Consider the following 19,663-nt stretch of genomic DNA (forward strand, 5'->3'; position numbering starts at 1 on the left):
TAGTGATACGGTATTATCAGTAAGGGAAGTTGCCTCTACCTTGATGTCCTTTGGTGGAATGATCTTTGGTGCAGTGGTGTCAACTACATCAACTGTCTGAGTTGCGTTAGAGATGTTGCCAGCTGCATCCTTTGCAGTCCATGTAATTGCAGTTTTGCCTATTGGGAATACTGATGGAGCGTTATCAGTTACAGACTCTACACCTACAGCGTCTGTCGCATTTGCCTTTCCAACAGATACTACATTATCATTTACACTGGTAGCCTCAACCGTAATGTCATTTGGTATGATCAATTTTGGGGGAGTTGTATCTCTAACATCTACTGTTTGAGTGGCATTAGCAGAATTACCTGCTGCGTCCACTGCAGTCCATGTAACTGTAGTCAAACCAATACCAAAAACTTTTGGTGCATTGTTTGTTGTAGTAATTTGTTCTAGATCAGTTACTGTTGGTGTACCTAATGGAATGGTGTTATTGTTAAGTGATGTAGCTTCAAATGTAATGTCCTTTGGTGGAGTGATCTTTGGTGCAGTGGTGTCAACTACATCAACTGTCTGAGTTGCGTTAGAGATGTTGCCAGCTGCATCCTTTGCAGTCCACAATACCAAAGTCTTGCCAAGTGGGAAAGATTTTGGGGCGTTGTTAGTGATAGATTGTATTATGCCATTATCTGTTACAGTAGCATTGCCCAAGGGTGCTTGATTATCTGTTATCGATGTAGCTTCAAATACAACATTTGATGGAGGTGTTAATTTTGGAGGAGTGGTATCAACTATTTTTACTGTCTGAGTAGCAGTAGCACCATTACCTGCAGCATCCTGTGCAGTCCACGTAACTGTAGTTGTACCTAACGGAAATGTCTTTGGTGCATTATTGGTTAAAGATTGTATTATGCCATTATCTGTTACAGTAGCATTGCCTAAATCGACCACATTGTTTGTAGCACTAGTTGCTTCCATTGTAATGTCAGATGGGGCATGAATTGTTGGCGGAGTAGTATCCTGAACTATAACAATTTGTTTTGCTGTGGCAGCATTTCCTGAAGCATCTTTGGCAGTCCAGGTTACAATTGTCTGTCCTAGTGGAAAGTATGTAGGCGCATCATTTCCAACTGACATGACCCCAACTGCATCATATGCTGATGGCAATCCAAGATCAATGGAATTATGATCTGGACTTTTTGCTTCTACAGTCACATTTGGAGGTGCTGTTAATGTAGGTGCAGTTGTATCAATTACTGTAATTTTTTGTACTGCCTTTGAGATATTTCCTCCCGAATCAGTTGCAGTCCAAGTTACCATGGTTGTGCCGAGCGGAAACTTTGCTGGCGCATCATTTGTAATTGTGACTGAGGTATCATCTGTCGCCGTTGCCTGACCAATTGAAACAGGAGTCAACATGCCAGATGCCTGAACTACCATGTCTGACGGTGCAGTGATTGTTGGAGGAGTCTTATCATTAGAATTAAGTATTTTTGGAATGTTTTGCTGTGTTTGGTTAACAGAATTTTGTGATTGTTGATTTTGATTAACAGTTGGAGTCTCGTTTTGTGTCATTGGAGAAGATAAAGAACCAAACTTTTGGATTCTGTTGTTGCTACTGTCTACCACATAGACATTTCCATTAGAATCAACTGTTACATCTCGTGGATTGTCAAAAAAGTCAGGTCCAGTTCCCTGACTTCCCCATGATGTGAGCAGATTTCCATCCTTATTAATTTCAACGATTTGATTATCGCCAGTATCTGTGACATAAATATTTCCAGATGAATCAACACTTAATCCAAGTGGTGTTTTAAAGTTTGAACCAGATGATGCAGCAAAAGTTTTCAAGAAAACACCATCTTGTGTGAATTTTTCAATTCTATTATTTCCAGAATCAGCCACATAGATACTACCCTGTGAATCCGCAGTTATTCCACGTGGAGAAAGAAATTGACCATCGCTAAGACCACTTTGTCCAATAGAGGTTATGAATTTACCATCAGATGAAAATTTATCTATTCTGCTATTTCCAGTATCAGCAACATAAACATCACCACTTGGGTCTGTTGTAATTCCTTGTGGCAATAAAAATTGTCCATTGTCACTGCCTTTGCTTCCCCATTGTGTTATGAATTTACCTGACGTATCAAATTTCTGAATTGTATTTAGTTCATTATCAACAACATAAACAAAAGTTCCATGGACTGCAATTCCAGTTGGAGCTTGAAACTGTCCATTTCCATTTCCTTTAGTTCCCCATGTATCTAAATAATTTCCATTAAAATCAAACTTTTCAACTCGTCTGTTACCCAAGTCTGTAACATAGACATTACCAGCCGAATCCATGGATATTCCCTGTGGAAAAGCAAACTGTCCTAGCTTTCCAAGTCCATATGAACCCCATTGGGTTGCATATTGAGGTGCAGTACTTGCACTAGAAGACGGAATAAAGAATGTACTAGCAAGCACTATAGCTATAATCCCTATTAGTAAGAAGGGGAATGTTTTCAACTGGCATAAATTGTAAAATACCAAAAAGATCTCCAAAGTTAGGAATTATTGCAGTTTTTGTCAATTAAGGTCAATTAGAAGTGCTTGTAGACTCTCTCGTGAAGCATATCTTGATCTGTCTTACAAAGTGAATGTCTTCTAATCAACTAGGCGCTTTAATCCAAGTGATGCAAGTACAATCATCACAGCAGTAGAAATTACTAGCGCAAATAAATCAACTGCCAAATTAGAGTAGTTGCCTGTCAGAAGCATTGCTCGCAGAGCATCAACTACATAGGTTAGAGGGTTTCCCAAGGAAATGACTTGCAACCACTTTGGCATCAGAGCTATTGGATAGATGGCACTACTTGCAAAGAACAATGGCATTGTAATGGCTTGACCTATACCCATCATTCTTTCACGTGTTTTCAAGAATGATGCTAGTGCCATGGAGAGGCTTGTAAAGCACATAGCAAATAATACAATGACAAAGAACGTACCTGCAATGTCCAAAGGATCAAATCTCAGATTTACACCAAGTAAGAGTGCAAGTCCAAATATCATTATGGCCTGAAAGATTCCACGAAATCCTGCGGCAAGTGCTTTACCAATTATGATAGACGATCTTGGAGATGGGGTTGAAAGCAACTTGGTCAAGAGCCCGACATCTTTTTCCCAAACTATTGTGATGCCATAAAATATTGCAATAAATTGAACAGATTGGGCAAGTATTCCAGGTGTTATGAATTCAAGATACGGTATTCCAGTTGGTGCAAATCCCCTTATCCCATTGAAGACTTCACCAAATACTAATAACCACAATGCTGGTTGGATAATTCTTGTCCATAATTCAGATGAATCGTGACGTATCTTACGTACCTCTATCTCAGCAACAGTAAGAATACTGCTTGCAAACTTTTTTGGAGTCATCCTGCACGTCTCCTATAGGTCCGCCGTACCAAGCGAGCATCCCTGTTTGATTCAGTATTTTCTGCTTCGAATTTTGTCTTTGCATATTTTATAAAAACATCATCTAGAGTTATTTTATTGAGGGAAACTGAATCAACGTGTAATCCTGCATTTCTAAAAGACTCTAGAATCCTTGGAATTGCATGTTCCCCGTTTCTTGTCAAAATTTTTACTATCTTGCTATCATTGCTAGCTATCATACCAAGTTCAGGTGGTAATGGAGGTAAGATTTGTTCAGATGAAGGCATTGATTGTAGAGTTATAGTGAGTGTTTCTTTTCCAACAGATTCCTTTAGCTCCATAGGTGATCCTATGACTGCAATTTTTCCAGAACTCATTACAGCAATTCTATCACATAGTTCGTCAGCCTCTGACATGTCATGTGTCGTGATAAGAATAGTAGTACCAAAGTCTTCATTTAATTGCCTTAGATATTTCCACATCTGCATCTTTGAAGATGGATCAAGTCCAATACTTGGTTCGTCTAATATGAGCATCTTTGGTTGATTTACAAGTGCTTGTGCAACCTCTAATCTTCTCATCATACCTCCAGAAAATCTCTTTACTAGATCATCTGTTCTATCTTCTAGTCCCATGTATTTTAGTGCAAATCTTATCCTCTTGTCCCTCTCGTTTTTTGGAACATAGAAAAGTTTGGCAAAGATGAGCAAATTCTCATAAGCTGTCAGGTCTGCATCAACTGAGATTGATTGTGGAATGTAACCTATCATCTGCCTAACTTTTTCTGATGAGTTTGAGGCATTTGATCCAAATACCATAATGGATCCAGAAGTTGGCGTAGTGAGATTGGTAACCATTCTAATCGTGGTTGTCTTACCAGCTCCGTTAGGTCCAAGCAAACCAAAGATTTCTCCTTCTTGTACCACAAAGCTAATGCCGTTTACGGCTTTAGTGCGTTTGTTAAAGACCTTAGTTAGATCACCTATCTCTATTGCATACAATCTAATTCTATGGTTGGAATTGATAAAATAATGGTATCGCATGTTTCCAAATTTTTATTTTGAACCTGCAAAAGGGTTTATTAACAATTAGTAAAAATGGTTATCCCTTTACGCTTGAAAACACGCTGTTGTGGTAAAACTTTAAGATCTTAGAATTATGTATTCGCATAATAATTATATCTTGAATTATGTATCACACTATTTGCAAATGCTAAACAAGATGATAATTAATGAGATTTCTTGTATTCGTCTTTTGCTAGTTTAAGAATGACTTTTTCTCCGATTCCCCATATTTCAGATTTTGAAAAAACTCTTGTTCTTGTCAATCCTTCAGAGACCTCGATTGATTCAATTTCTTTGGTATCTTGGTTTTTATTTATTTTTTTTATTTTACCTATTTTGTGACCGTCAATATCAACTACAGATGTATCCTTCCTTAACGGTGCTGTTCCAAGTAAAACTGACTCGTTTGTAAATCTGTCAATATGACCACGTGGTAAAAAATAATCCTTGTGGAATCCCTCATGGACTGTAATTCCAGTTACCTGTAATGTATCGCAGTCAATTTGTACGTGCTTTACCTTTCCATATCCAATTCCTTCTCTATCAATTACTTTTCTTCCTCTAAATTCATCTGCGTTTAGCTTGTTTTCACTATTTTGTAATTCGGTGGTCATGCCTAAGATCAATTATTTTTATTTATTGAATCAAGTATCAGAGTTTTCAATCCAAGTGGTTAAATTCTTTAGAACAAAACAAATCCCATGAAGCCGCGAGAAGTAACATTCAAGGCAATATTAGTCACAACAGGAAGAAAGACAGGTAAGGAACACGCTGTGGAACTAAAAACTGTCTTTTATGATAACAAATTCTATTTTTCAAGGAGAAATTCTCAAAGTGATTGGTTAAAAAACTCACTTGCCAATCCTCAAGTAAAAATACAATATAATGGTGTCATATTTTCTGGAATTGCATCATTAATAACTGATGAAAACTTGGCAAAAAAAATCTCACAATTAAAATATTCAGATAAAAAAGCAGAGGAATCAAGAGTTGTTTTAGAGGTTACGTTACATGAACAATTGTAGTTACACCACGTCGTTCATGCTCTTGACCTTCACTCATTTCAGATATAATGACTGTAAATGAGATTATGTCACGTGGTTTGCATTCTTGAGCGTTTATCTTCAGATGCAGATCAAGTAAATCAAATTCTTGTCCTTCTGTAATAGCGGATTCATCTACTGAAACATTAGCGGTCGAGTTAATCAAGAAGCGCCTGTCCTTTTGGTGCCAACCAAGTTTAACTTTGTACCCTTCTCGACCTACTGCTTTAACATTAATGTTTATCATTCCCGATTTTGCTAACGTATAACCAGACGAATTATTTACAAAGACGCCAATTTGAAAAGGATTACCTGCCGTGCTTTCTGCCATTTTTTGTATTCCATCATTCATCACTACATCTACTCCTTTGATTGTGGTAGCTACTTTAGCAATCCATTCGTTTGTCCGTTCTACAGTAGCAAATATTCTATCACGTCTTTTTTTATCCTCTTCAGGTGGAAGTTTATAGTAATCCACCCAGGCAAGGTAATCATTACTGATATCTTTGATAAATTGAATGCATGTTACTTTGTAGTCTTCTACACTAGATGCTCTTTCTGAACCTTCATCATAAGGAAAACCTTCTTTATCTAATGGAAGCATATTTTTTATTAAAATGCCTTGTAAATAAACCCAATAAATATATGGCAAAAATTAAATTTTAAATCGTGAGTTTTTCAGATATTACGCAAGATCTTCAAAATGAATTGCGCTCAAATATGCCGCAAATAAGATTACTTTTAAAAAAATCCCCAGCACTTGCTTTTACCACAATAAATGAAATCTCAACAAAAGTGGGAAAAAAATACAATCTATTACTTTCTATAAATTTCCCAGAGCGTGGAAAGATAGAAGATTTTGAATCATATGGAACAGAGAACATAGGCATGATAATTGATAGATTTAGAAAGACATTTCCGATTCAAAGGGAATTAATAAAATCAAAAGCATCAGAAATTTTCGGTAATGTACAAATTCAAGATGCATATATGTATGAAGGAAAAGAAGGTGTGAGAGTTGTTTTAGATTCTGTAAGATTAGATGTATTACCAGCATCGCTACATGTATGGGGCAAGTTTGATAGAAAGGTCATAGAATTTTGTGATTGGCTTTTGGTAAACTGTTATCAATTTAGACCAGGTGTCAGAGGCGCAGAAAGCGAAGTAAGTTCATAAGAATATTGAAGATTTCCAGAAAGATCATATATTTCGGCTTTTACTGGAAGAGGCAAATTGTCTACTATCCAGAGTTTGTTTTCCTTTTCACCTTCTTGATATGAAATAATGTAGGAGTCTAAAGAGCCAAACTTGAGTGAGACTTTGCTATGATCTGTCACCTTGATTTCTTCTTGCACATCATGGATGTACATATCGCCCCATACTGCATCTTTTACTAGGTACTTGTTTTCAATAGCAAGATCTCTTACTGAAAAAACTGTTGAATCCAAGATGGTAAAAAATGGTTTTGCATTATCTGGTACATCATTAAAATCATAAACTATGTTTACTGGAACTGTTTGGTTTATCTCTTCGTTTGTGTTTGGATTTATCTCAAAGAGAATCTTTTGATTTTCAGAATTTATGGAAGGTAAAAATGTTATCTTTGCAGAAAACTTTGTTGCATTTGTTGAAATATCATATTGCATTATAGGATTGTATTGAGCTCCTTTTCCTATATGCCACTGACTAGCTTCACGTGGAACAACCTCTCCATTTTGCGGTCCTGCAAAGTATGTAAACCAGAGTATTCCTATCACACTTGCAACTATAACACATATCCCAAGCAGTAGCTTGATTACCATTTATTATCAGCCAGTATAACGCATTTTAGAATTTAAGATCAGAAAAGTTAGTCTTAAATCTTGTAAACAGGATAACCATAGATACAACTATAGCCATAACCATTACAGCGCTGACTGGAAATTCTGGAACTGCTGAATTGTTAATTGGTAATGGTCCAAGTGGTGCCGCTGTTGTAACATCAACCTTGATTAATCCAGATAATGTATTATCAGGAACTGTGTTTTCCTGTCCAGTACCAGCAACATTTATGATATAATGTGTAGTCGGAGGAGGCTGATTGATTACAATCGTTCTAAAATCAGTTCCTACTGGTGCAAACAAAGAACTCTTACCAAGGTCTTCTGCAACAGAACCAATTTTTTTTCCTTGATCATCTACGGTATAGATATCATATTGAATATTTTGAATTTTCTGGTTTGGATCATAGTTTTGTTCAAAGTACAATGACCACTGAACTGGACATCCTTGATGAGGAACTGCTGGAGTATACCTATATTCAATAATCATAGAACTGGTATCAGTGTTTATGGATTGGTGAACTGCTGAGGTATCATCCGTTGGACAAATTCCCTCTCCAGGTTTGGCAGTAGAAACATTATTTAGAAATGAGGGCGGGGTTTGACTGTTTCCAGTTTCCAATATTTCAAAATTAAATTGTGGTGGAGGCGATCCTTGTGTAACATCTGTATAGACTATAGCTTTTACCGGAAATGGCATACCTGGTACTACCCACAGTTTGTTATCTACACCTTTGTGCCAACCAATAACCCATGCTTTGTATGTACCTCCCTGAACAGTTACTTGTTCTTGATCAATTGGTCCCACTGATTGACCTCCAACTGATCCTGTTCTACCCCATGCCGGATAACTAAAGTCCTTTGGAGAATCAGATGTTGCAAATGCATCTAACCAGATGATTGTATTTCTGTAAACATTGGTATAATCAGCTATATTTGGATCAGAGTATGTAGGATCTGGTGTTACCATTCCAAATACAGTATGACCTTTTTGTATATTGCTTCCATCAATAGCAAGAAACTGCACATTATAACCACTGCCATCGCTAGTTTTATTCTGAATCCAAAAGTCAATCTCTATTGGAGTGCAGTTATGCCAGTCAGTAAAGCATGTACTATATCTGTAATAATCGCCTACTTTGAGTCCCTCACCTGGATACCAAGTCTCAGCAAATGCAGAATGTAGTCCAATGGGGATTAAAAATAAACCGGCAGAAAATGCTAAAAGAAAATACTTTTGCATTGGCTGTATAAGAAAAAATCCTATAGTTAAATCTTTCAAATAGGCAAATATAATGGCACAATATTATTTTGTCTATGTGCGAATGTGAGAAGGTACACATGTATGAAGTTGAGTTCAAGTTAGATGGAATGGTTGTTGTACCAACACACAAAAATTGTGGAATTGCCCTAAATGAAAAACAGGTAGACAAATTCCAAAAAGAATTGGTAAAAACATGGGGCATTCAGGGTGAAGAAGAAAAATAATACAATTATCTTAAAAATAAAAGAAAAAGGAGTTTCCTAAATCTATTTGAATGTGGCTACCTGAGTCTTACAGGTTGATTGTTTGCAAGTACAATTAGCATCACAGTAGCATTCTCCTTGCATTTGGCAATCGCATTCTACTTTATTATCTGCGGAAGATTCGCATCCGCATGCTGCATCTGTCATAACTGGGATTTCTCCTACAGGGTTTTAAAGGTTGTCAAAAAATCAACGAATTAAAAAACGGTGTTATGGACTTCAATTTTTTATTATAGTTAGAAGATCGTTTGTTGTTTTTAAGAGAATTGTCGCTTGGCGCTCAACTACCAATGGATCACTTTCTGTATCAAGAGCAACTTTGAGCAAATGTGCATATTCTAAGTTATGGTGCAATGTATTCTTTATTTTGATCACATTATTTCGATTTATGTAACCAAGGTAAAAGTAACAATCTGAAAGAAGTGAGTTTTGCACTAGATAGTCATATTTCTGTTGAATTATTTTTGAATGATTATTTTTCTCTACCATATCAGAAAAACCAATGGTAGATTTTACCATCCTTGAAAGAAGTGATGTTGATGCTCTTTCAATTCCAAGACATTGATGAACAACTAGAAAATTCTGGTTAATCTTATTTTTATCAAATCCACGAATTATTTCCAACATGTGGGTTGGACTAGGTCGCTTTGAATTTATCAAGAATATAGCATCTGCAAGAAAATAAGATGCGCATTTTATCCAAACATCTGCCAAAGCATCTGATGATTTAACAAGTTCTTTTGCTTTTGCTGCATAGACACCTGCATCTACAAGACAGTTTTGTATATATGAATTTGAAATTTGTTTACTCTTTGTTTTTATCTTTGTTAGGAACATTCGAAGATTCCATTGTTCATCTATCAAAACCTTCATGTCTTCTAGCTGTTTCAAAACACCAACATTATTTTCAGAGAGTGATCCGTGATGTAATTTTATCATATTTCCATCTATTTCATGTATAGACGATTCTTCTTGTTTGTCATCAAACACCGTGATATTATACTCACAACACTGAAAATTATTACCATTATTTCTACATCCACCCAATCCTACTGGAAGATTGGAAAGTGAAAGTTTTTCTGGCAGAGTTTTCAAATCCATGTAAATTTCATTTTAATTTTTTGCTATAAAGGATCTAAGCTGTTAAAGTTTACAAATTTATTCAATGACAAAACATTCCTTTAAATTGCTATTCTTTATGGTTTTTAGCAAGCTCCTGTGGTGTAGTCCGGCTAAGCATACCGCCCTCTCAAGGCGGTGATCCCGGGTTCAAATCCCGGCGGGAGCATTTCGTTATTTTAAAACAGTTTAAAATTTTTTATTTGAAAATAATTCTAAGTTAAAAAAAGTAAAATAAGCATATTTCAGCTTAAAATCTACGTTCGCCACGGTGTTTTGGTAAACATTCGCGACAATATACCGGTCTTCCTTCTTTTGGTTGGAATGGGACTTGGGTTTCTTTTTTGCAATCCGCACAAGTGGCAGGATACATTTTTCTGTCTGCGTCCATGACTTTTGGGATTTTTATCCACATAATAACTAATAGTTATCACCTGAAAGGCCAAATGACATTTTATGTAGCAAATACAGTCTAAAATACTGGCAAATTCATCTTATTTCGATGGTTGGCCCCCAAGATGGTGGTTTTGGTTTTGATGGTGCGAAAAAATATTCTACCTTAGAAAATTCCAATGCTATATGCGTTCAGTGCCAAGCAGGTCAACATGTTAAATGTATTGCTAAGAGTGATTCTAGCACAACATGTGATTGCGAATTATGTCTGCTTGATTAATTTGCAAAGAAATTTGTAGCATACAAATTTTTATGATATTGTAAAACAACCGAACCATCAGAATATTCCACAACTGAGAGCCCCCTTATGGAGAAAACTGCACCTGAAAATTCAGATGCAAGTTTTTGTGGTATATTTAGTATGGCATTGTATACATACCCATACTCGGTTGGGCATGTAACTGTCATGGATTGACCACTTCCATATGCAAGACAATTGTCAAAAGAACTACGCAGTAAATTATCATGATTTTGCGGCAATGGTTGTGGGATAATAGTTTTAATTGTTTGAGCTTCACTTGTCTGACTTTGAAACAAATCAAAATAATTAGCTGTTACAAACCCTAAGACAAAAAAGCCAATAATTCCAAATACTAAAAGTACATTTCGCAAAGAATGTACTTTTTCTGATTTTCGATTAATTTCTTTTTTCTTACCATATATAGGAGTAATAACATTAATCTTCATTCCATTTTTTGTCTGCAATGATTCTACATATAGGCAGTTAGAATGAGTTTGCTCCTCTGTTTTAAAACCACAAATATTACAAATTCGTTGAGTCATCTTTCTACAACTTGGACATAATGAACAATTTACAAGTGTTCCACCACAGGTTCTACATGATTCATCTGGCATTAGCAACCAAAATTTGTCATTATAATTAAGCAATGCTGAGAATTGATACTAGTAAATCATACTAAAAATTTAAATTCAATAATTGTAAAGCAAAATGAATTTTTTGTCTATTAATTCCAGAAGAACTACGGATTTACAGTAATTTGGGTTTGCAGTATATTTGTGAGGGGAATGCCGGATTTCAAACTATCCCATACAAACACTTGTATAGTATATTGTCCCGGTTCTTTTGGAATCCATGTCTGTGATGTAGTAAATGATTGATTAGACATCATGGATGCAGAAAATCCTTCTAGATATTCGGCCGCACCATATTTGTCGATTACTTGTACGAGATATGTGAATTTTTGTTCGGAGGAGGCATGATTCGTGAGTGTAGATTCTACTCCAATTTGTTGGCCAACTTGAAAGCTAGTCAATTCATGTCCAGTAGTATTAACCATTTTAGGAGTTGTTAATGTAATGTCACCAAATGCGCCAAGAGCATTTGGTGTAATATATATTATTAATGGAAATAACACTATGGCCAGATAAATCGGCTTCATTAACGCTACCGTATTACGTTTACTATAAAATATTTACTATACATTCATTCGTGTGGATAAAAAATCAATTCAGACAGTTATTTTTCTTATGACAATCTCATGTCCTTCATGTACATGAGAAGAATGATTTACTTTTATCATTTCACCCATCTTCACGTCTGAGAAATATTTTTCATTATATCTTCCCAAAGTTTTCTTGCAATTAAAACAGTATATTTCCTTAAACTCCATTAGGACACTAAGATTCCACAATATTTTAAGATAAGTTAAAATTCTATGGGTGAAATGCCTGGCTGATCTTTATTTTCATGAAATTGTATTTTTGAGATCTTGTAGTAAATTACTTCTCCCCGCCTCTCAATCACAGCAAGGACTGGCTCTTTACCCATTGTAGTTATTTGCTCTATTTGTTTTTGTAACAAACCCATTTTTTGTCGTCTTCCTTCGTTTAGTCCAAATACCACATATTTTGCTGCCTTTTCACCAAATTGACCTCTCTCATATACCCTAAAATCAGAACCAAACCCAAACCCATCTTTTGCTATATAACCTTTAGATCTCAAATCACGATAGATCAGAAATTTTGTAAGTGCGTCAACATCATATTTTACACATTCTTGCATCATAGAGTCAAAGTTAACTTGGAGTTTTCCTTTTAGTAGTTTGAGATTACCAGTATACAAGAGATAAAGAGATTCAAACGGTTTGAGAAAAAACTTTTTTTTTATTATTTCTCCAAAGCCTTTCTGTTCTAAACTGTGTTGCATGTTTTTATCAATAACCATAGTATGATCCTTGATCAATATTCCTGCAACTTTGGACTCGATATCAGACATCTATTTTATGATAGAAAACATTGGCAATATAACATTACGTACATTAGTTTTTTAAAATAAGTACAAATCAAAACAATCTAGAAAATTAAATAATTATCAGATTACGAAAAACTATTAACTACTTTTGATTTAATTGATAATATCATGTCAAACCATAAAATAATTTATGCGTTAATAGGAATAATCTCAATTTCAATTTTTAGTAATTATCTTCTATATCAAAAGACACAACTATTAGAACATACGGTAGATTATTACAAAAATCAAAATAATGAAAATTTGGAAAAACTTTCAAACATTACTCTTACTCCAAAACAAACATCAATAGCTCCTTTACTTAATAACCAAACCATAACTGAAACAGTATCACATGTCAGTAATTACACTTCTAGTGAATCCATAGAAGCTGTTGCAGTAAGACCAGTGTTAGAAAACAACGGTGTTTTTGAAACTACTACCTATCAGGGTACTGTAATGAAAATCACTGTAGATATTCGTGATGGTTCTGGTTTGGTATTGGTTAACACAGCCATTCCCACAGGAGTAGATTTTCAAACATCGGCTAAAACATCAGTTATGGTAGCCCAAAAAATCACCAATGTAGATCTGTCAAAGAAAGATGTGATTTTTTCCATATCTTCTGAAAACAATCAAGAATTACAAGCAGTTGATGGAGGAAGTGCAGGTGGTGCAATGACTGTACTACTTTCATCGGAGATATTAGGAAAGGCGCTAAATGATAAAGTGTTAATGACTGGAACAATACAGGAGGACGGTACAATTGGAGAAATCGGTGGAGTCACAGAAAAGGCTGATGCAGCAGGCAAATACGGAGCTAAAATATTTCTTGTTCCACAGGGGCAGGCAACAGTAGAGATTCAATCATGTGATGAAAAAACAGAAGGATTATTCACTTATAGATCATGTACTGCACAAGAAAAACCACTTTCCCCAATAACTGAAAAGCAATACGGAATGAAAGTTATTGAGGTCAATAACATAGGACAGGCACTTTCATATTTCAATTCTAGAACCTAATCTTAGATTTTGTTGTTTTGTAATTTTTGACTCAAATGCAATCTCACGGTTAAAATATGGGCTTCCAATAATCAATCAAAAGTGTAGTTATGCACGGCGCAAATTATAGAACCGGTAACGGTCAACCATATACAAGAAAAGAGTACATCAAGGGTAAACCTCAGATAAAAATAGCAAAATTCTCTGGCGGAAAAAGAGACGATTATGATTATTGCGTACAACTTTGTTCAAATGAGAAAATGCAAATAAGACATATGGCAATAGAATCTGCAAGATTATCAGCAAACAAAAAAATCGAACAGGTAGCAGGTGAAACTGGTTATTTCTCACAATTACGGGTTTACCCACATATATTGTTAAGAGAAAATAAGATGATTGCAACAGCAGGCGCAGATAGATTGCAGGAAGGTATGAGAGGTGCCTTCGGTAAAGCAGTTAGTTTAGCTGCACGAGTTGATAAAGGTCAAGTCATCATGGAAGCATTTGTGAAAAAAGAACATCTAGAATTTGCAAAAAAAGCACTGCATGGAGCATGTGTAAAATTACCTATAACACCAACAATAAAGGTAATAAAGATAATACCAATCAAACCTGCATCAGCTTAGTTTTAGTGCGTTAAGAATATCTTTTTGTCTTTTATCAAGAATATCTACGAATTCAGAAAATTCTTCATGGGTAGGATTTCTTTTCAGAATTCTTCTACATTGATAATAAAACGAATTGTATAATCGTCCTATTGCAATTCCGTAACCAAAGGAATCAGAGTGTGTTTCTAATTCTTTTAATGAATTAATTATTTGTGAAATTTCGTCAGATTTTTCTGCAACCTCTTTGATCTTTTGATTTATTTTTTCTTCTACCTTATGATCCACATTTTATCTAGAAATATGAAGTTAAAAAATAGTGTTACCAAACAGTACGCTTTAATAGACTAGAATTTTCTAAATCGATTGAGCGGTTGTAGTACAGCTTGGTTAATATGCGGGATTGCCAATTCCGCGACCCGGGTTCAAATCCCGGCAACCGCATTCAATTATTTCTTTAAACCTTTTTTGATAATTTCTAGCGCGTTTATTGCTCTATCTGGATTTGGAAGTTGGATCATAAAGACATTTGATTTTCCATATTCAGAACGTGGTGAAGAGAGAGCAAGTAGAGATGATTCTGCGAGCGATTCAAAGAATTCAAAGCAATCGTTAGCATATAACAATAGTTTTTCAACTATATCTCCTTGTGAAAAATTCAAAGACACATCTACAAATACATGACCCAAGTCATCTTGAAGTATATTCAAATTTGTTTCCACAGAAACTGGTTTGCCAGCAATTATTTTCATGATATTATCAAATCTTTTTTCTTCAAGAATAATACATGGTACCTTGATTTCATTGTAATCAAACAGGGTTATGTCCCTGTGCGTTTTTGCTAATAGGCGTTCAAATTCATCATTTGACATTATTTTCGTTGCATCTTCCTATAAAAAAAAGATTACATTGGATTAAATGATATTTACTGTTCTTGCAAGCATTCGTATTTTTTCATTGTCAGAGGAACCAATCTTATGATCGGCATATCTATTGTTAAAATAAAGAAGGTCTACCATCTTAGATTTGTCAACATTAACTATAATTGTAGATTCTGAGCTTGGGAGATTAGAGTTTGTAAGTATTACAAGCTTATCCACAAGTGCTGAAGATTTTGAAATGTTTGAGATCTCTTCAAAGTTTTTGGCATGATTTTCATTTATCACAACGGCTATTCCAATTTTTGAGCCATATGGATCTTGATAAACTACGTCAAGCGGCTGGTTTTGCTTTTCCAATTTCCCTATATTTCCCATTTCGTGTGCAAAATTAACAAGATTTGCGACTGCCTTTTTTAACTGGGTTCCAGTTGATTCACCCTCACATGTTTTTCTTATAGATATAAAATCAGATATTGGTACTGCCATTATACTTCCACGAACTTTTAGGCCGGGATATGTATGCTTGATTGTTTCATCTATAGCAGTTTCATCTATTTTTTCTAAATCAAGTTCTGATGATTTTTCCATGGCATGGTACAATATGTTTATGATTGAGCGCACACTACGAAACTCTGGGAATTCATCATATAGTACTCTAATTTTCTCATCTAATTCATCTTGTGTCTTTTGTGTGAATTTACCCTTTTTGTCATTGTGTTTAATGTATTCTAAGACAATTTCCAAAAGTTCTTCTTGAGAATTTGATCCTACAAGGTCTATCTTGTAGTTTGCCTTTTCTAATCTGTCAAAAACAGAAGGGCTTTTGCCTTGAATCTCAGCATAACCCGAAGGTGTTGAGATAAGCAATACAACAGATGCTGGAAGATGCGCATTTATTATTCCCTTAATAAATTCTATAGAATCTTGATTTCCATCAAACTCATCAATTTCATAAAGAACAATTTTACTCAAGAATCTATGAGTTAGTTTTGAAATAGCTGCCATCATACCAAGTAGTTCTTCAAGATTTGTAACAGTATCAAACGAATTTGTGATTATATTTCGTATTAAATTTGATTCATAATAATTAAACCATTGTACAAGAAACTTTTTTATATTTTCTACAGAAACAGATGACTTACCTGAAATTATCTCTTCTGCTTTTTGTTTTATTGTCAATCCAGAAAGTTTATTCATAAAAGAATAATCAAGTGCTTTTTTAGCAGAGTTATCTCCTTGCTCTGCTCTATCCTGTATATACTCTACAAGTTTTGTTCTAAGATGTATAAAAAATTCATTTTCAAATCCTTTGATAATTGCATTGTAAAGACTTGATATGGTCTTTGGAGATATTGTGGATAGATCAAGAAACGTGCAGATTGTATTATGTCTGCTTTGAAAGTTTTTTATATGTAAAGCCAAATGTGTCTTGCCAGATCCAACATCTTGGATCAATGTAATTACTCTAAAGTCACCATCGTTTGAATCTCGTCCCTCAACTTTGTTGTATAATTCTTTTATACATTCTAAAATAGCTGACTTGGCTTCTTTGTGTCTTTTTCCTCCTAGTATTCTTGCATCCTTTTCTGTTGGAGTTGGACTACTAGGATATGGATTATTTTCTAATTGATATGCATACATCAGACATTCCTCACATAACCATGAACTAATCCTCGCATAATGATTCCTTCCTGACCGCCTGATGATACTTCATATTTTTCTCTATACTTTTCCACAAGTTCAGTTGCCATAGAGTAGAAGTTTTCTGATGAGATTTTTTTAGATTCACATATCTTTTTCCTTATATCTGAAAAAGGTGCCCATCCTATAGAAGTAGAAGACTCTGTTAAACGTTTATCAAATTCAACCTTAAAGTCACCTACTTGATTTGCCACATTTTGTTGTGAAGTTTTATTTACTGTATCTCCTATGTTATTATATTCTTTAACTTTAGCGTCAAAGTGACTTTTTCCCATATCCATACTTAGAACAATTTTGCATTTGGGATCATTTTGAGATAAATATGAGACATAGTTATCTCGCGTCCATACAAAATATGCTACGCCTTTTTTCTCAATAAAAATTTGTTCTGTATCTATTAATTTTTGTAAAATATTATCACAGTTCTTTCCAAAAGTTTTTTTCAATTCTGCCTTTTTTATTCCATTTAAACCTGCAGAGGCTATACTCTCAAAAATGTTCTCACTCATGCCATTAATTTCTTGAAATTTTATTTAATACCCAACGTAGTCTCGCCCAACAATTTAGTGAAAAATTCTTACCTATTGACACATAGCATAAATGAACAGCGGATAGTTTCTAAACAATGATGAATGTGAAAGTGACAATATTTGGCATCATGTATATTATAAAGGAATTTTGATAATTAAACAAAGCAGAATGATGATTGGGTAGTCTGAGACACATGAAGAATTATACCTGGGGTATCTGACTGCTGTAAATAACAAAGATCACTTATTTTATCTAAAAATTATAACTAGGGCCAATATTTCGAATATAGTTTAGCCTAATTTTGAATCCGAAGTTTAATGATGGTTTTGTGTTTACTCTTTTTCGAAATTGAATCCATAGGTACCAACATGTTTGTTCTCTTTCATTCGTTTGTACCTATAGGCACGTTCTGCAAAGTAGATTGCAATAGTGATTGCAAGTGCGCCTGCTGCTGCGGCATATGTCTGCCAACCAGCTTCTGACATACTCCATATACGGTAAAGTCATATAATAATTAGCTGTTTTATATTAATTTTATAAAAAAATTAGCTTATTATACACTTTGTTAAATATTTCATATTTAAAAAAACTCTTTTTGATGAAATTCTTATGCACGAATCATGAGTCAACCTTGTCAGAATTACGAAGTTCAGCCTCAATTTCCATTAAACGCTTTACTCTTTCTTCAACTGGAGGATGTGTTGCAAAAAATCTCGCTATAGTCTGACCTGACATGGCTGGAATTATGAAAAATGCATTCATTCCCTCAATTCGTTTTAATTCTGGTTTTGGAGCTACTTTTACCTCACCGCTTATTTTCATTAGTGCTCTTGAGAGAAACAGAGGTTGGCCTGTCATATATGCACCGCCACTATCTGCGGCAAATTCTCGGTATCTGGATATGGCACGTATTATTATAAAACTTAGAAACCATACAACTGCTGCTACAATCAAAACCAAGAATACTCCTCCCCCTTGTTGTTGTCTTCCTCCAGAACCATATCCATATCCACCCCACATTGCACCAAACATAGAAGATTGCATGACAAACCATGCAATAGTAGAAAATAAACTTGCCAGAGTGATAACCGTAACATCTCTATGTTTGATATGAGTAAGCTCATGTGATAGTACTCCCTCTAGTTCATCTTTTTCTAAAATTCTCATGAGACCGGTAGTTACCACAACTACTGAACTTTTTGGGCCTTTTCCTGTGGCAAATGAATTTGCCACTTCCATATTTACTACGCCTATTCGTGGTTTTGGAATATTTGCTTTTACAACAAGTCTTTCAACAATTTCATGTAAAATAGGATATTCATCTTTTGTTACTAGTTTAGTGCCAGTACTCCAAAGAACTATCCTATCTGAAAAATACCATTGAGCTCCGATCATCAGACCAGCAATAACTGCCATCGGCAATATTCCTAATCCAAAATATAGCGATATGAAGCTAAGAAACGCAAGATAAATTATTGCCAGAACTAGAAAACTAAATGTCATACGTAACGTTAATTGAATGTCAGTTTTGTGCACGATGAAAAGGAGATTTCATCGATTTATAATTCGTCCGATTCAATTTTCAGCAAGCAAATTCTCTGAAATCAAAGATTAATATCTAAATTTATATTCTTAATATATAATGGAAAAACTAGGCAGTGATTGGAAAAAGACACTTACGCCAGAACAATTCGAAATCTGTAGAAATAAAGGCACAGAACCTCCATTTTCTGGAGAATACAATAATTGTAAGGAAAGAGGAATTTACAAATGTGTTTGTTGTGGAATAGATCTGTTTAGTTCTGATACAAAGTTTGATTCAGGTACAGGATGGCCTAGCTTTTGGGAACCCATCAAAAACAACGTGAAAAATGAGACAGACATTAGCTATGGTATGTTAAGAACAGAGGTAATGTGCAAAAATTGTGATGCTCATCTAGGTCATGTTTTTGACGATGGACCATTACCTACAAATCAAAGGTATTGTATCAATTCAGCTTCACTCAAACTTGAGAAGCGTTAAGCAATTTTCTGAAGGTCATTTCAAAATTACCCTAGTATTAATAGTACCGTACAGTACGGTATATCATGTTAACCTGCGAATACTGTCCCAAACAGTTTATCGAAACAGCTACTGGTTTAGTTCAAAAAACATTCCATGAAGTACTTCATGATCCAGAATTAGTAAACAACTAATTCTAGTTCTTTTTTCTTCAAAAGTCATCATTAAAAACGAACTTTTTTATCGGCTGGTCTTGTTC

General features: G+C 34.9%; 25 protein-coding genes and 2 tRNA genes. 8 read left to right on the plus strand and 19 right to left on the minus strand.

Annotated elements, in window-relative coordinates:
• The 4 genes from VEU72_02000 to VEU72_02015 form a co-directional block, all read right to left on the minus strand.
• Nucleotides 1-2,520, minus strand: a 2,520-nt coding sequence (locus VEU72_02000; protein ID HYL65908.1) for an HYR domain-containing protein, incomplete at its 3' end; no start/stop codon positions are given.
• Nucleotides 2,521-2,634: 114 nt separating this feature from the next.
• Nucleotides 2,635-3,405 carry an ABC transporter permease gene (locus VEU72_02005; protein HYL65909.1) on the minus strand — a complete coding sequence of 257 codons (771 nt, stop codon included), beginning with the start codon at nt 3,403-3,405 and terminating at the stop codon, nt 2,635-2,637.
• Nucleotides 3,402-4,448: an ATP-binding cassette domain-containing protein gene (locus VEU72_02010; protein ID HYL65910.1), complete on the minus strand. Its 1,047-nt coding sequence runs from the start codon at nt 4,446-4,448 to the stop codon at nt 3,402-3,404. Before VEU72_02010 ends, VEU72_02005 begins: the two co-directional genes overlap by 4 nt.
• Before the next feature lie 185 nt (nt 4,449-4,633).
• A complete protein-coding gene (locus VEU72_02015; GenBank protein HYL65911.1) occupies nt 4,634-5,083 on the minus strand; it encodes a PRC-barrel domain-containing protein in 450 nt (149 codons plus the stop codon).
• A gap of 87 nt (nt 5,084-5,170) precedes the next feature.
• Here VEU72_02015 and VEU72_02020 point away from each other — a divergent pair, with 87 nt between their 5' ends.
• Nucleotides 5,171-5,494, plus strand: coding sequence for a nitroreductase/quinone reductase family protein (locus VEU72_02020; protein HYL65912.1), 324 nt, complete (start codon nt 5,171-5,173; stop codon nt 5,492-5,494).
• Here VEU72_02020 and VEU72_02025 read toward each other — a convergent pair.
• Nucleotides 5,472-6,116: a hypothetical protein gene (locus VEU72_02025; GenBank protein HYL65913.1), complete on the minus strand. Its 645-nt coding sequence runs from the start codon at nt 6,114-6,116 to the stop codon at nt 5,472-5,474. The two genes, VEU72_02020 and VEU72_02025, sit on opposite strands and share 23 nt — an antisense overlap.
• Before the next feature lie 65 nt (nt 6,117-6,181).
• Between VEU72_02025 and VEU72_02030 the strand changes: the two genes are divergently transcribed.
• A complete protein-coding gene (locus tag VEU72_02030; protein HYL65914.1) occupies nt 6,182-6,688 on the plus strand; it encodes a hypothetical protein in 507 nt (168 codons plus the stop codon).
• Here the strand turns inward: VEU72_02030 and VEU72_02035 are convergent.
• The gene (locus tag VEU72_02035; protein ID HYL65915.1) at nt 6,640-7,314 is read right to left on the minus strand and encodes a hypothetical protein; all 675 of its coding nucleotides are present in this window, start codon (nt 7,312-7,314) and stop codon (nt 6,640-6,642) included. The genes VEU72_02030 and VEU72_02035 overlap by 49 nt on opposite strands.
• A 25-nt stretch (nt 7,315-7,339) precedes the next feature.
• Nucleotides 7,340-8,575, minus strand: a complete 1,236-nt coding sequence (locus VEU72_02040) for a hypothetical protein (GenBank protein ID HYL65916.1) — start codon at nt 8,573-8,575, stop codon at nt 7,340-7,342.
• A gap of 98 nt (nt 8,576-8,673) precedes the next feature.
• On the opposite strand from VEU72_02040, the gene VEU72_02045 reads away from it, so the two are divergent.
• Nucleotides 8,674-8,820: a hypothetical protein gene (locus VEU72_02045; GenBank protein ID HYL65917.1), complete on the plus strand. Its 147-nt coding sequence runs from the start codon at nt 8,674-8,676 to the stop codon at nt 8,818-8,820.
• 258 nt (nt 8,821-9,078) lie between these two features.
• Here VEU72_02045 and VEU72_02050 read toward each other — a convergent pair whose 3' ends face one another.
• Complete coding sequence (locus VEU72_02050) at nt 9,079-9,960, minus strand: hypothetical protein (GenBank protein HYL65918.1); 882 nt, start codon at nt 9,958-9,960, stop codon at nt 9,079-9,081.
• Between the two features lie 111 nt (nt 9,961-10,071).
• On the opposite strand from VEU72_02050, the gene VEU72_02055 reads away from it, so the two are divergent.
• A tRNA-Glu gene (locus VEU72_02055) sits at nt 10,072-10,147 on the plus strand.
• An 81-nt stretch (nt 10,148-10,228) separates the two neighbouring features.
• Here VEU72_02055 and VEU72_02060 read toward each other — a convergent pair.
• The 5 genes from VEU72_02060 to endA all read right to left on the minus strand — a co-directional run bounded on the left by VEU72_02060 (nt 10,229) and on the right by endA (nt 12,667).
• Nucleotides 10,229-10,393: a CxxC-x17-CxxC domain-containing protein gene (locus VEU72_02060; GenBank protein HYL65919.1), complete on the minus strand. Its 165-nt coding sequence runs from the start codon at nt 10,391-10,393 to the stop codon at nt 10,229-10,231.
• A gap of 254 nt (nt 10,394-10,647) precedes the next feature.
• Nucleotides 10,648-11,286: a hypothetical protein gene (locus VEU72_02065; GenBank protein HYL65920.1), complete on the minus strand. Its 639-nt coding sequence runs from the start codon at nt 11,284-11,286 to the stop codon at nt 10,648-10,650.
• A gap of 125 nt (nt 11,287-11,411) precedes the next feature.
• Nucleotides 11,412-11,831 (minus strand): hypothetical protein, encoded by a 420-nt coding sequence (locus VEU72_02070; protein HYL65921.1) that lies wholly within the window; start codon nt 11,829-11,831, stop codon nt 11,412-11,414.
• Between the two features lie 69 nt (nt 11,832-11,900).
• Complete coding sequence (locus tag VEU72_02075) at nt 11,901-12,062, minus strand: hypothetical protein (GenBank protein ID HYL65922.1); 162 nt, start codon at nt 12,060-12,062, stop codon at nt 11,901-11,903.
• Between the two features lie 35 nt (nt 12,063-12,097).
• Nucleotides 12,098-12,667 (minus strand): tRNA-intron lyase, encoded by a 570-nt coding sequence (endA, locus tag VEU72_02080; protein ID HYL65923.1) that lies wholly within the window; start codon nt 12,665-12,667, stop codon nt 12,098-12,100.
• Between the two features lie 144 nt (nt 12,668-12,811).
• Between endA and VEU72_02085 the strand changes: the two genes are divergently transcribed.
• On the plus strand, nt 12,812-13,705 hold the full coding sequence (locus VEU72_02085; protein ID HYL65924.1) for a S16 family serine protease: 894 nt from the start codon (nt 12,812-12,814) through the stop codon (nt 13,703-13,705).
• A gap of 89 nt (nt 13,706-13,794) precedes the next feature.
• A complete protein-coding gene (locus VEU72_02090) occupies nt 13,795-14,310 on the plus strand; it encodes a 50S ribosomal protein L16 (GenBank protein ID HYL65925.1) in 516 nt (171 codons plus the stop codon).
• Here VEU72_02090 and VEU72_02095 read toward each other — a convergent pair.
• Nucleotides 14,302-14,577 (minus strand): hypothetical protein, encoded by a 276-nt coding sequence (locus VEU72_02095; protein HYL65926.1) that lies wholly within the window; start codon nt 14,575-14,577, stop codon nt 14,302-14,304. The genes VEU72_02090 and VEU72_02095 overlap by 9 nt on opposite strands.
• Before the next feature lie 82 nt (nt 14,578-14,659).
• Here VEU72_02095 and VEU72_02100 point away from each other — a divergent pair.
• A tRNA-Gly gene (locus VEU72_02100) sits at nt 14,660-14,733 on the plus strand.
• A gap of 5 nt (nt 14,734-14,738) precedes the next feature.
• Here VEU72_02100 and VEU72_02105 read toward each other — a convergent pair.
• The 5 genes from VEU72_02105 to htpX form a co-directional block, all read right to left on the minus strand.
• Nucleotides 14,739-15,161, minus strand: coding sequence for a hypothetical protein (locus VEU72_02105; protein ID HYL65927.1), 423 nt, complete (start codon nt 15,159-15,161; stop codon nt 14,739-14,741).
• A 42-nt stretch (nt 15,162-15,203) separates the two neighbouring features.
• Complete coding sequence (locus VEU72_02110; protein ID HYL65928.1) at nt 15,204-16,811, minus strand: hypothetical protein; 1,608 nt, start codon at nt 16,809-16,811, stop codon at nt 15,204-15,206.
• Complete coding sequence (locus tag VEU72_02115; GenBank protein ID HYL65929.1) at nt 16,811-17,380, minus strand: hypothetical protein; 570 nt, start codon at nt 17,378-17,380, stop codon at nt 16,811-16,813. The genes VEU72_02110 and VEU72_02115 overlap by 1 nt, the downstream gene beginning before the upstream one ends.
• A gap of 354 nt (nt 17,381-17,734) precedes the next feature.
• Nucleotides 17,735-17,887: a hypothetical protein gene (locus VEU72_02120; protein HYL65930.1), complete on the minus strand. Its 153-nt coding sequence runs from the start codon at nt 17,885-17,887 to the stop codon at nt 17,735-17,737.
• A 133-nt stretch (nt 17,888-18,020) separates the two neighbouring features.
• Nucleotides 18,021-18,938 carry a zinc metalloprotease HtpX gene (htpX, locus tag VEU72_02125; GenBank protein ID HYL65931.1) on the minus strand — a complete coding sequence of 306 codons (918 nt, stop codon included), beginning with the start codon at nt 18,936-18,938 and terminating at the stop codon, nt 18,021-18,023.
• 106 nt (nt 18,939-19,044) lie between these two features.
• Between htpX and msrB the strand changes: the two genes are divergently transcribed.
• The gene (gene msrB, locus VEU72_02130; GenBank protein HYL65932.1) at nt 19,045-19,425 is read left to right on the plus strand and encodes a peptide-methionine (R)-S-oxide reductase MsrB; all 381 of its coding nucleotides are present in this window, start codon (nt 19,045-19,047) and stop codon (nt 19,423-19,425) included.
• Nucleotides 19,426-19,663: the final 238 nt, after the last annotated feature.

Source organism: Nitrosopumilaceae archaeon (genome assembly GCA_035631875.1).
Lineage (GTDB): Archaea > Thermoproteota > Nitrososphaeria > Nitrososphaerales > Nitrosopumilaceae > TA-20.